This is a genomic window from Mesorhizobium sp. B2-2-4 (genome assembly GCF_006442375.1).
Classification (GTDB): Bacteria; Pseudomonadota; Alphaproteobacteria; order Rhizobiales; family Rhizobiaceae; genus Mesorhizobium.
On sequence record NZ_VFWB01000003.1, the window covers coordinates 276,970 to 289,017 of the forward strand.

The following is a 12,048-nucleotide window of genomic DNA, read 5'->3' on the forward strand; positions in this document are numbered from 1 at the left end:
GCACGCATCGCGAAGAGGACAGTGGATGACGCTTGGCCGAGTGCTTCTCAAATCGTTGCTGGCGGCGGCCCTGCTGGCCGCGGGGTTGCAGGCGGCCCTGGCCGATGAATGGCGCACCACCTCATCGCTGATCGGCGAATCCAAATATGGCGACAATTTCCAGCACTATGACTACGTCAATCCCAACGCGCCCAAAGGCGGCACGCTGAATTCGGTGGTACTGGGCACGTTCGACAGCTTCAATCCCTATATCGTGCAGGGTTCACCGGCCGCCGGCCTGGTCGGGTTCGGCGGCGGCCTGCTCTACGACACGCTGATGGAGCAGGCGACCGACGAAGGCAGTGTCAGTCATCCGCTGATCGCCGACGCCTACAAATACCCGGCCGACTTTTCCTCGGCGACTTACCGGCTCGACCCCCGCGCGAAGTGGCATGACGGCCAGCCTATCACCGTCGACGACGTGATCTGGTCATTCCAGGTGCTGAAGGCCAACAGCCCGATGTACAGCCGCTATTTCGAGAACGTCACGGATGCCGTGGCCGTCTCGGATCGCGAAGTCGAGTTTCATTTCAGCCAGAAGGGCAACCGCGAGCTGCCTAAAATCCTGGGTGACCTCGCCGTGCTGCCGAAACACTGGTGGGAAGGCACGGATGCCAACGGCAAGAAGCGCAACGTCACCAGGCCGACGCTGGAGCCGCCGCTCGGCTCCGCCGCCTACAAGATCGCAAGCTTCAAGCCTGGCTCGGAAATCGTCTGGCAGCGCGTGCCGGACTATTGGGGTGCCAAGCTGCCGGTGAAGGTCGGCCGCGAGAATTTCGACAGGCAGCGTTTCACCTACATCCTTGATGACAATGCCGCCTGGCAGGCCTTCACCAAGGGCGGACTTGACGACATCAAACCGGAAAACAGTTCGAAGCGCTGGAAGACATTCTATGATTTCCCGGCGGTCAAGGCCGGCGATGTCATCAAGCAGGAATTCAAGACCACCTCGCCAGAGCCGATGCAGGCTTTTATGCTCAACCAGAGGCGCCCGCTGTTCCAGGACCGCCTGGTGCGGGCCGCGCTGACCTATCCTTTCGACTTCGAGACGATGAACCGTACGCTGTTCTACGGGTTCAACACCCGCACCAGCAGCTATTTCCAGGGAACTGAACTGGCCTCCAGCGGCTTGCCGCAAGGCAAGGAGCTGGAAATTCTGGAACAGTATCGCGACAAGCTGCCGCCCGAGCTGTTCACCCAGGAATTCAAGCTGCCGGTCTACGATTCGCCGCAGGCCGAGCGGAAATACCTGAAGCAGGCAGTCGACCTCTTCGCCAAGGCTGGATGGGTGATCAAGGGCGGCAAGATGGTCAATGCCAAGACCGGCGAGCCGTTCAAGTTCGAGATACTCGGCTGGAACGACACCGACCAGGTCATCTCCAGCCCCTATATCGCCAATCTGCGCAAGATCGGCGTCGACGCCACTTTGCGCATCATCGACCAGACCCAGTACGTCAACCGCGTCAACAATTTCGACTACGATGTCATTATCGGGCAACTCGGCCAGTCGGAATCGCCTGGCAATGAGCAGCGCGACTTCTGGAGTTCCAGGGCAGCCGACCGGCCGGGGTCGCGCAACTACGCCGGCATCAAGAACCCGGTCGTCGATGCCCTGGTCGACCGCATCATCTTCGCCACCGACCGCGACGATCTGGTTGCCGCCACCCATGCGCTCGACCGCGTGCTGCTGTGGAACTACTACGTCGTGCCGCAGTACTATCGAGCCGTGGTCTGGCTGGCTTACTGGAACAAATTCGGCATTCCCGCCAAACAGCCGAGCTATATCGGCGCCGACCAGAATTCCTGGTGGATCGATCCGGAGAAGGAAAAGGCGCTGGCGGCCAAATACAAGGGCAACAATTGATGGCGGTGCTGCCCCGTCGCGATTTCCTGGGCCTGGGCAGTGCCGCCGCTGTCGCCGCCCTGTTGCCCGGAAAAGCCTTTGCCAATATTGCGACCGGCACCAAACTGCACGGCCTGTCCGCCTACGGCGACCTCAAATACAAACCGGATTTCACGCATTTCGACTACGTCAATCCGGATGCACCCAAGGGCGGCCAGATGAATTTCGCGCCGCCGAACGCCACGCTCAACCAAAGCTTCCTGACCTTCAACACGTTGAATTCCCTGGTATTGAAAGGAGATGCGCCGCCGCGCACCGAACTCTGTTTCGATTCCTTGATGGCAAGCGCGCTCGACGAGCCGGATGCGGTCTACGGCCTGCTTGCCGAGTCCGTCACCTTGTCGCAAGACCGCAACGGCTTCCGCTTCGCGCTGCGACCGCAAGCGCGTTTCCACGACGGCTCGCCGCTAACCGCCGAAGACGTCGTCTTCGCGTTGAAGCTTTACAAAGAGCAAGGGCATCCGAACCTTTCCCAGGCGTTGCGGTATATGACCGACGCGGTCGCCGAGGATCCACTCACCCTCAACCTTACCTTCAACGGCGAACAGTCCGCGCAAAACATCCTCAGGATCGTGGCGATGCCGATCGTGTCCAAGGCCTTTTATGCGGTCAATGATTTCAATGCCTCGACGATGACGCCGCCGCTCGGCTCGGGACCATACAAAATGGGGCGAGTGGCCGCGGGACAGACAGTCGAATATGAGCGCGTGCCCGACTATTGGGGCCGCGACCTCCCGGTGAATCGCGGCCAGTATAATTTCGACCGTATCCGCATCGACTTCTATCTCGACCGGCAGGCGGCGTTCGAAGCCTTCAAGAAGGGTGACACGCATTTTCGCGAGGAGTTTACCGCGCGGGTCTGGGCGACCGGCTACGATTTTCCGGCGCTCAAGGACGGCAAGGTCGTCAAACGGGAATTTCCCGGCGAGAAGACGCCAGACATGCAGGGCGTCGCACTGAACCAGCGTCGTGCGCAATTCCGCGATGAGCGGGTGCGACGGGCGATCGCCCGGTGTTTCGATTTCGAATGGATGAAGCGGGCGTTGTTTTATGGCTCTTACGAGCGCTCTCAATCGAACTTCGAACGGTCGGATTACAAGGCCGAAGGCTTGCCCTCGCCTGAGGAACTGGTCCTGCTGGAGCCATTCCGGGCCGAGTTGCCACCGGAGGTTTTTGGCGAAGCCGTGACGCAGCCTCTGTCCGACGGGTCAGGCCATGATCGCAAGCTGCTGGGCGAGGCTTCGAGATTGCTCGCGCAAGCCGGCTGGAAGCGGGCGGGCAATTTCGTCGTCAACGACAAGGGCGAGCGGCTGCGGGTGGAAATGCTGACGGAGGATGACGGCATCGTTCGCATCTACACCCCATGGTCCGAGAATATGAAGGCGATCGGGATCGACGCTTCGATCCGGCAGGTCGATTCGGCGCAATATGAACAGCGGCAGAGCGATTTCGACTTCGATCTTACCGTGCTGCATTGGTCGATCGGGGCGACGCCGACTGATGACAGCCTGGAGATGCTCTATGATTCTCGAATGGCGAAAATCCCGGGGCAGCGCAACTACCCCGGAACAGAAAGCAAGGCCATCGACGCGTTGATCGTGGCAGCCGGCAAGGCGCGAAGCCGGTCCGAACTCGTCACCGCGCTCAGAGCGCTCGATCGGGTCTTGCGCGCGCGGCTGGACTGGATTCCAACATACTATCTGGCGAATCACCGCGTCGCCTATTGGGACATGTTCGGCTTCGTCGAGCAAAAGCCTGATTTCGGCTTTCCGGTCGAGACGCTGTGGTGGTTCGACAAGGGCAAGGCGGCAAAAATTGGCAAAGGCTGAATTTCTTGCGGGCGTAAGCACCGCCCCTCACCTGCCTGCCCGTCCTCCGCAGCAGCTGCGCCGCAGCTGCGGAGGGTGGACCGGCATCCTCTGCCCGTATAGTGACGGGGAAAGAGGCGCGTTCATCGACGGTTTCGCCAATCACATGCGTCGGGAGGGCACCATCTGATGGGCGCCTATATCCTGCGCCGCATCCTTTTGATGATTCCGACCCTGTTCGGCATCATGGCGATCTCGTTCGCCGTCATTCAGTTTGCCCCCGGCGGCCCGGTCGAGCAGGTCATCGCCAAGCTGACGAACCAGGGCGGCAGCGATCGTCTGGGCGGTGGCGGCGGCGATGCGGGCGGTGGTAATTTCGATGCCGCCGGCGACGTCGGTTCAAAATATCGCGGCGCGCAGGGGCTCGATCCGGAATTCATTAAGAAGCTGGAGAAGCAGTTCGGCTTCGACAAGCCGCCGCTCGAGCGCTTCGGCCTGATGCTGTGGAATTATATCCGGTTCGATTTCGGCGACAGTTATTTCCGCGACATTTCGGTGCTCAACCTGATCCTGGAAAAAATGCCGGTGTCGATCTCGATCGGGCTGTGGATCACGCTCCTGTCCTACCTGATCTCGATCCCGCTCGGCATCCGCAAGGCGGTGAAGGACGGCAGCCCCTTCGACATCTGGACCAGCGGCGTCGTCATCGTCGGCTATGCCATTCCGGGTTTCCTGTTCGGCATCATGCTGATGGTGCTGTTTGCCGGTGGTTCGTTCTGGGACTGGTTCCCGCTGCGCGGCATCGTCTCGGACAATTGGGACCAGTTGTCATGGCCGGCCAAGATCGGGGACTATCTCTGGCACATGACCTTGCCGCTGACGGCGCTGGTGCTGTCGGCCTTCGCCACGACGACGCTGCTGACCAAGAATTCCTTCCTGGAGGAAATCCGCAAGCAGTATGTGGTGACCGCCCGCGCCAAGGGCCTCTCGGAACGGCAGGTGCTCTATGGCCATGTCTTCCGCAACGCCATGCTGATCGTCATCGCCGGTTTTCCCGGCGCCTTCATCTCGGCCTTCTTCACCGGTTCGCTGCTGATCGAAAACATCTTCTCGCTCGATGGGCTCGGCCTGCTCGGCTTCCGGTCGGTGGTCGAACGCGACTATCCCGTGGTGTTCGCCAACCTCTACATCTTCTCGCTTCTCGGCCTGTTCGTCGGATTGCTGTCCGACCTCATCTACACCTGGGTCGATCCGCGCATCGATTTCGAGCGGAGAGACGTTTGATGTCGGAGGCAAGTGTTACCGCCGGGGTCGTGCCGGAGCGGATGCCGCGGCCGTTTCTGTCGCCGCTCAACAAGCGCCGCCTGCAGAACTTCAAGGCCAACCGGCGCGGCTACTGGTCGCTGTGGATCTTCCTTGTCCTGTTCGTGCTGTCGCTGTTCGCCGAATTCATCGCCAACGACAAGCCGATCATCGCCTCCTACAAGGGCGAGATCCTGTTTCCGGTGCTGGTCGCCTATCCCGAAGAGAAGTTCGGCGGCTTCTATGCCGTCACCGACTATCGCGACCCGGTGATCCAGGACGAGATCAACGCCAATGGCTGGATGATCTGGCCGCCGATCCGCTATTCATACCAGACCGTCAACAACGCCATTCCCGAAGCAGCCCCGGCCAAGCCGTCCTGGCAGTATGACGCCAAGACGCGCTGCAACCAGTACCCGCAAGGGCCTGCTGATCCGGCCTGCAGCGTCGGTAACTGGAACTGGCTGGGCACCGACGACCAGGCGCGCGACGTGCTGGCGCGGGTCATCTACGGTTTCCGTATCTCGGTGCTGTTCGGACTGATCCTGACCGCCGGCTCGGCTCTGATCGGCGTCGCGGCCGGCGCCCTACAGGGCTATTTCGGCGGCTGGACGGACCTGCTGTTCCAGCGCTTCATCGAGATATGGTCGGCTATCCCCGTGCTCTATCTCCTGCTTATCGTCGCCGCCATATTGCCGCCGGGCTTCTTCATCCTGCTCGGGCTGATGCTGCTGTTTTCCTGGGTGGCGTTGGTCGGCGTGGTGCGGGCCGAATTCCTGCGCGCGCGCAATTTCGAGTACGTCAACGCGGCGCGCGCGCTCGGCGTGCGCAACCGCACCATCATGTTCCGGCACCTGTTGCCCAACGCCATGGTGGCGACACTGACCTTCCTGCCGTTCCTGCTCTCAGGCTCGATCTCGACGCTGACCTCGCTAGACTATCTCGGTTTCGGCCTGCCGCCGGGCTCGGCCTCGCTTGGGGAATTGCTCAAGCAGGCGCAGCGCAATCTCAACGCGCCGTGGCTCGGCATTTCCGGCTTCGTCGTCATCTCGCTGATGCTGTCGCTGCTGGTCTTCGTCGGCGAAGCGACACGCGACGCCTTCGATCCGCGCAAGACGTTCCGATGAGCGAGCCTCCCCTGCTCTCGGTCCGGGACCTCAGCGTCGCCTTTGCGCAAGGCGGACAGCAGTCGCTGGCCGTCGATCACATCTCCTTCGACATCGCCAAGGGCGAGACGGTGGCGCTGGTCGGCGAATCCGGCTCCGGCAAATCGGTCTCGGCGCTGTCGGTGCTGAAGCTCTTGCCCTATCCCAGCGCAAGCCACCCCTCGGGCAGGATCCTGTTCCAGGGCGCCGACCTGCTCGCCATGAACGAGAAGCAACTGCGGCAGGTGCGCGGCAATAAGATCACCATGATCTTCCAGGAGCCGATGACCTCGCTCAATCCGCTGCACACGATCGAGCAGCAGATCGTCGAGATCCTGAAGCTGCACCAGGGCATGGCGGACCGCGCGGCCAAGGCGCGCACGCTGGCCCTGCTCAACGAGGTCGGCATCCGCGAGCCGCAGAAGCGCCTCGACGCCTATCCGCACCAGCTGTCCGGCGGCCAGCGCCAGCGCGTCATGATCGCCATGGCGCTGGCCAACGAGCCGGAACTCCTGATCGCCGACGAGCCGACGACGGCGCTCGACGTCACCGTGCAGGCGCAGATCCTCGAGCTGCTGGCCGGCTTGAAAAGCCGCAAGGGCATGTCGATGCTGTTCATCACCCATGATCTCGGCATCGTGCGCAAGATCGCCGACCGGGTGTGCGTGATGACCAAGGGCAAGATCGTCGAGATGGGGCCTACCAAGGACATCTTCGCCAATCCGCAGCACGCCTATACGCGCCATCTCCTGGCGGCCGAGCCCAAGGGCAAGCCACCCGCGGCCAACAGCGCCGCGGCACCCGTGATGACCGGCAAGGACATCAAAGTCTGGTTTCCGATCAAGCAGGGCTTCTTCCGACGCACCGTCGACCATGTGAAGGCGGTCGACGGCATCGACGTCACCGTGCGGGCCGGCCAGACGCTGGGCGTGGTTGGAGAGTCCGGGTCGGGCAAGACCACGCTCGGCCTGGCGCTGGCGCGGATGATCTCGTCGAGCGGAACCATCCAGTTCAACGGGCGCGACATCAACCAGCTCTCGTTCAACGCCATGCGCCCGCTCAGGCGCGAATTGCAGATCGTCTTCCAGGATCCTTTCGGCTCGCTCAGTCCCCGCATGTCCATCGCCGAGATCATCGAAGAAGGCTTGAAGATCCACGAGCCGAAGCTGTCGCTCGACGAGCGCGACGACAAGGTGGTCGACGTGCTGAAGGAAGTCGGGCTCGATCCGGCGACGCGCAACCGCTACCCGCACGAATTCTCCGGCGGCCAGCGCCAGCGCGTCGCCATTGCTCGCGCCATGGTGCTCAACCCGCGTTTCGTCATGCTGGACGAGCCGACCTCGGCGCTCGACATGAGCGTGCAGGCGCAGGTCGTCGACCTCCTGCGCAGCATGCAGGCCAAGCATGACCTCGCCTATCTCTTCATCAGCCACGACCTCAAGGTCATCCGGGCCCTGGCCAATGATGTCATCGTCATGCGCAATGGCCAGATCGTCGAAGCCGGTCCTTCCGAACAGATTTTTGAAAAGCCGCAAACCGACTATACTCGGGCGCTGATCTCGGCCGCCTTCAAGATAGAAACCGCCCCGACGGGGGTCGTCAGCGAGTGACTCCTTCCTTCGCAATTCCGGACGGAAAGGCGCCGCGCGCCTTTCCCGCAATTGCTCCAAACCGAACAACAGGACAAAATCCATAAATGGAAAAAGGCAAAATCCTGCTTGCCGTCACCGGCTTTCACCCGCAGCGCTGGCGCGAACTGCTGTCCGCAGAGCGCGAGGTGGTGCTCGAGCCGGACGGCGCCAGCGATCCTTCGATCACCTATGCGGTGGTGTGGAAACAGCGGCCGAACCTGTTGGGATCGCTGCCCAATCTGCGCGCCATCTTCTCGATCGGCGCCGGTGTCGACCACATCTTCTCCGATCCCAGCCTGCCGGACGTGCCGATCGTCAAGGTCGTCGCCGGCAACCTGGCCCAGCACATGACCGAATATGTCGTCTGGCGGGTGCTCGATCATCACCGCCAGGGCCTGCTGTACCGGTCGCAGCAGCCGAAGAAGATATGGCGCGAGCCGGCGCAGCGCACCGCTGAAGACATCTCTGTCGGCATCATGGGGCTCGGCAGTCTCGGCCGCGCGGCGGCGTCGGCGCTGCTGTCGCTCGGCTTCGCGGTCAATGGCTGGTCGCGCACGGACCGGCCGATGGAAGGTGTCGCGACCTATTGCGGCGAGGCCGGGCTTATCCCGTTCCTCAATGCCACAGACATACTGGTCGTGCTGCTGCCGCTGACGCCGGATACCAAGGGTATCATCAATTACGGCGTGCTGAAGGAATTGCGCAAGCGCAACGGTCTTGGCGGCTCGGTGCTGATCAATGCCGGTCGCGGCCGCCTGCAGAAGGACGCCGACATCGTGCGCGCGCTGGGCGACGGCACGCTGAAGGAAGCGAGCCTCGACGTGTTCGAGGTCGAACCGCTGCCGAAGACCAGCCCGCTATGGGCCCATCCGAAAGTGTTCGTGACGCCGCATGCCGCGGCCACGTCCGATCCCGTCCATCTGGCGCCGATCATGCTGCGCCAGATGGACGCCTTCGAGCGGGGCGAAAAGCTGGAGAACCTGGTGGACCGCAAAGCGGGATATTAGGCCCCTGGCATGTGGTCATCGGGACCGCCTTCAGGCGACATGTGTTAGCCGGGCAGAGCGAACTTCTTCTGCTTGTCCGGCTTGCCGCAATCGCGGCGCTCGATAGACCGGTTCATGGCGTCGATCTCGCCGCTTGCCTTGTCGGCATCGCGCTTGGTCTTGGAGCGGATATCCGGAATGAACGGGCCGAAGCCCATCGCGGGGTTGGAGAATGTCGGCTTGGCCTGCTGGGACAGATTGTATTGCCGAGCCAGGGCGTTGCGTTGCGCCAGCAACTGGCCGCAAGGCACGCTGTCATATTGCAGTGAAGACTGGACGTTTTCGTCCTGGCGCTCGGACATGGAGTTGCCGACACAGCCCGCCATAACGAGGCAAGATGCCAAGGCCATCATGTTCCAGCGCATGGAAAATCCCTCCGTACGACACTGCCCCGACATAATCCGGCATGCGATTGGGGCTTTTTCGCAGCAGAGGCACCCGCAGGCCTCAGACCGCGTTGCCTGACTGCTGCCCGGCGGTTGGCTGTAGGCCGAGTCAGCAGTCTCTTGCAACAGGCTTCCCGCGCCCGAATTAGCCACTATCTTGGAACAATGCGCGCCAGCGACCTGCTCCATCCCCGGCCCGAGGGCCTTTACTGCCCGCCGGGCGACTTCTTCATCGACCCGGTGCGGCCGGTCAACCGGGCGCTGATCACGCACGGCCATTCCGACCACGCACGCTCCGGCCACGGCTCCGTGCTGGCGACGCAGCAGACGCTGGACATCATGGGGCTTCGCTATGGCGAGGGTTTTGCAGGCACGACACAGGCGGCTAGACTGGGCGAGCGAATTGCCTTCAACGGCGTCGACATCAGCTTTCATCCGGCCGGCCATGTGCTGGGCTCGGCGCAGATCGCGGTCGTGCATCAGGGCATGCGCATCGTCGCCTCCGGCGACTACAAGCGGCAGCAGGACGCGACATGCCTGCCGTTCGAGCCAATCGCGTGCGACGTCTTCATCACCGAGGCAACCTTCGGCCTGCCGGTGTTTCGCCACCCGCCGGACGAGGAGGAGATCGCCAGGCTCCTGAAATCGGCGGCGCAGTTCCCCGAACGCTCGCATCTCATCGGCGCCTACGCGCTGGGCAAGGCGCAACGGGTGACGCATCTGTTGCGCGACGCCGGCTACGACAGGCCGATCTATATCCACGGCGCGCTGGCCAAGCTCAGCGACTACTACCAGAGCCAGGGCATCGATCTCGGCACGCTGGAGCCGGCGACAGTGGAGAGCGCCAGCAAGGATGATTTCACCGGCGCCATCGTCGTCGGTCCGCCGGCCGCCTTCGCCGATCGCTGGGCGAGGCGCTTTCCCGATCCGATCTCCTGCTTCGCCTCGGGCTGGATGCGCATCCGCCAGCGCGCCAAGCAGGGCGGCGTCGAGCTGCCGCTGATCATTTCGGATCATGCCGACTGGGACGAACTGACCGCCACGATCAAGGAGACCGGCGCAGAGGAAATCTGGGTGACACACGGCCGCGAGGAGGCGCTGGTGCGCTGGTGCGAACTCGAAGGGATCGCTGCGCGGCCACTGCATCTGGTGGGGTATGAGGACGAGGGCGATTGATGGCATGAATCGCTTCGCCGAACTGCTCGACCGCCTTGTGCTGACGCCGTCGCGCAACGGCAAGCTGACGCTGCTGACCGATTATTTCCGCAGCGTCGAGGATCCCGATCGCGGGCTGGCGCTGGCTGCCATCACCGGCGACCTCAACATCGCCGCGATCAAGCCGGCGATGCTGCGCACCCTGGTGACCGAACGCATGGATCCGGTGCTGTTCGGCTATTCCTACGACTATGTCGGCGATCTCGCCGAGACCGTGTCGCTGGTCTGGCCGCAGACGCCCGGAACCATACCGAACCGTGAGCCGACGCTCGGTGAGGTGGTCGCGAAGCTGCAGGCGGCGAGCCGCTCCGACGGCCCGAAAGTGCTGTCAAACCTGCTCGACAGTGCCGGCATCTCGGCCCGCTTCGCCATCATCAAGCTGGTCACCGGCGGGTTGCGCATCGGCGTGTCGGCGCGGCTGGCCAAGCAGGCACTGGCGGATTTCGGCAAGGTCGACGTCGCCGAGATCGAGGAACTCTGGCACGGGCTGTCGCCGCCGTACACAGCCTTGTTCGCATGGCTGGAAGGCAAGGCCGCAAAGCCCGAGAGGGCCGCGCGGGCACTGTTCCGGCCGGTGATGCTGTCCAACCCGGTCGGCGACGGCGATCTCGAGAGGCTCGACCCCGCCGATTACGCGGCCGAGTGGAAGTGGGACGGCATCCGCGTCCAGGCGGTGTCGGAAGGCGGCATCCGCCGGCTCTATTCGCGCACCGGCGACGATGTCTCCGGCGCCTTTCCCGACCTCGCCGAGGCGATGATTTTCTCGGCCACGCTCGACGGGGAATTGCTGGTCGGCGATCCCCGGGAAGCGACAGGGACATTCTCGGATCTCCAGCAGCGGTTGAACCGCAAGACGGTGTCACTGAAGATGCAGCAGCAATATCCGGCTTTCATGCGTTGCTACGACCTTTTGCAGGTCGGCGCGGAGGATTTGCGGGGATTGCCCTTCCGGGAGCGGCGCGTCCGCCTCGAAAACTTCGTGAAAACGCTCGACCCGAGCCGCTTCGATCTTTCGCCATTCGTCGCGTTCTCGGACTGGCAGGCGCTGGAGGAACTGCGCCGGGCGCCGCCGCACCCGATCATCGAAGGCGTGATGCTGAAGCGCTGGGATTCGCCCTATGTCGCCGGCCGGCCGAAGGGGCCCTGGTTCAAATGGAAACGTGACCCGTACACGGTGGACGCCGTGCTCATGTACGCCCAGCGCGGCCACGGCAAGCGCTCGAGCTTCTACTCCGATTACACGTTCGGCGTCTGGTCCGGAGCGGAAGGCGAGGAGGAACTGGTGCCGGTCGGCAAGGCCTATTTCGGCTTCACCGACGAGGAATTGAGGCAGATCGACAAATATGTCCGCGACAACACGATCGAGCGTTTCGGGCCTGTGCGCTCGGTGCGCGCCGACCGTGACAACGGGCTGGTGCTGGAAGTCGCCTTCGAAGGGCTCAACCGTTCGACGCGTCACAAATCCGGCGTTGCCATGCGCTTTCCCCGCATCTCGCGGCTGCGCTGGGACAAGCCCGCCAACGAGGCCGACCGCATCGAGACGCTGCAGGCGCTGCTCGATCGTTGATCGCAC

At 62.9% G+C, this 12,048-nt stretch carries 9 protein-coding genes; 8 read left to right on the plus strand and 1 reads right to left on the minus strand.

Annotated features, from left to right (window positions below; all coding sequences use genetic code 11):
* The first annotated feature begins 25 nt into the window (after positions 1–25).
* The 6 genes from FJ959_RS09605 (at position 26) to FJ959_RS09630 (ending at position 8,835) form a co-directional block, all read left to right on the plus strand.
* Positions 26–1,903 (plus strand): extracellular solute-binding protein, encoded by a 1,878-nt coding sequence (locus FJ959_RS09605; RefSeq protein ID WP_140523803.1) that lies wholly within the window; start codon positions 26–28, stop codon positions 1,901–1,903.
* On the plus strand, positions 1,903–3,771 hold the full coding sequence (locus FJ959_RS09610) for an extracellular solute-binding protein (RefSeq protein ID WP_140523801.1): 1,869 nt from the start codon (positions 1,903–1,905) through the stop codon (positions 3,769–3,771). Before FJ959_RS09605 ends, FJ959_RS09610 begins: the two co-directional genes overlap by 1 nt.
* Before the next feature lie 168 nt (positions 3,772–3,939).
* Positions 3,940–5,034, plus strand: a complete 1,095-nt coding sequence (locus tag FJ959_RS09615; protein ID WP_140496886.1) for a microcin C ABC transporter permease YejB — start codon at positions 3,940–3,942, stop codon at positions 5,032–5,034.
* Positions 5,034–6,179, plus strand: coding sequence for an ABC transporter permease (locus FJ959_RS09620; RefSeq protein WP_140523799.1), 1,146 nt, complete (start codon positions 5,034–5,036; stop codon positions 6,177–6,179). Before FJ959_RS09615 ends, FJ959_RS09620 begins: the two co-directional genes overlap by 1 nt.
* Complete coding sequence (locus FJ959_RS09625) at positions 6,176–7,807, plus strand: ABC transporter ATP-binding protein (RefSeq protein WP_140629831.1); 1,632 nt, start codon at positions 6,176–6,178, stop codon at positions 7,805–7,807. The genes FJ959_RS09620 and FJ959_RS09625 overlap by 4 nt, the downstream gene beginning before the upstream one ends.
* Positions 7,808–7,893: 86 nt before the next feature.
* Positions 7,894–8,835: a glyoxylate/hydroxypyruvate reductase A gene (locus FJ959_RS09630; RefSeq protein ID WP_140629834.1), complete on the plus strand. Its 942-nt coding sequence runs from the start codon at positions 7,894–7,896 to the stop codon at positions 8,833–8,835.
* Between the two features lie 44 nt (positions 8,836–8,879).
* Here the strand turns inward: FJ959_RS09630 and FJ959_RS09635 are convergent, their stop codons facing one another.
* On the minus strand, positions 8,880–9,239 hold the full coding sequence (locus tag FJ959_RS09635) for a hypothetical protein (protein WP_140513098.1): 360 nt from the start codon (positions 9,237–9,239) through the stop codon (positions 8,880–8,882).
* A 186-nt stretch (positions 9,240–9,425) separates the two neighbouring features.
* Here FJ959_RS09635 and FJ959_RS09640 point away from each other — a divergent pair, with 186 nt between their 5' ends.
* Both FJ959_RS09640 and FJ959_RS09645 read left to right on the plus strand, forming a co-directional pair.
* Complete coding sequence (locus FJ959_RS09640; RefSeq protein WP_140629837.1) at positions 9,426–10,436, plus strand: ligase-associated DNA damage response exonuclease; 1,011 nt, start codon at positions 9,426–9,428, stop codon at positions 10,434–10,436.
* Positions 10,437–10,440: 4 nt separating this feature from the next.
* Entirely contained in the window at positions 10,441–12,042 is a 1,602-nt protein-coding gene (locus tag FJ959_RS09645) for a cisplatin damage response ATP-dependent DNA ligase (protein ID WP_140629840.1), read from the plus strand.
* The last annotated feature ends 6 nt before the right edge of the window (positions 12,043–12,048 follow it).

Coding starts and splice junctions, on each gene's coding strand:
- FJ959_RS09605 (WP_140523803.1), top strand. CDS start 26: ATGACGCTTGGCCGAGTGCTTCTCAAATCGTTGCTGGCGGCGGCCCTG.
- FJ959_RS09635 (WP_140513098.1), bottom strand. CDS start 9,239: ATGCGCTGGAACATGATGGCCTTGGCATCTTGCCTCGTTATGGCGGGC.
- FJ959_RS09640 (WP_140629837.1), top strand. CDS start 9,426: ATGCGCGCCAGCGACCTGCTCCATCCCCGGCCCGAGGGCCTTTACTGC.
- FJ959_RS09610 (WP_140523801.1), top strand. CDS start 1,903: ATGGCGGTGCTGCCCCGTCGCGATTTCCTGGGCCTGGGCAGTGCCGCC.
- FJ959_RS09645 (WP_140629840.1), top strand. CDS start 10,441: ATGAATCGCTTCGCCGAACTGCTCGACCGCCTTGTGCTGACGCCGTCG.
- FJ959_RS09630 (WP_140629834.1), top strand. CDS start 7,894: ATGGAAAAAGGCAAAATCCTGCTTGCCGTCACCGGCTTTCACCCGCAG.
- FJ959_RS09625 (WP_140629831.1), top strand. CDS start 6,176: ATGAGCGAGCCTCCCCTGCTCTCGGTCCGGGACCTCAGCGTCGCCTTT.
- FJ959_RS09620 (WP_140523799.1), top strand. CDS start 5,034: ATGTCGGAGGCAAGTGTTACCGCCGGGGTCGTGCCGGAGCGGATGCCG.
- FJ959_RS09615 (WP_140496886.1), top strand. CDS start 3,940: ATGGGCGCCTATATCCTGCGCCGCATCCTTTTGATGATTCCGACCCTG.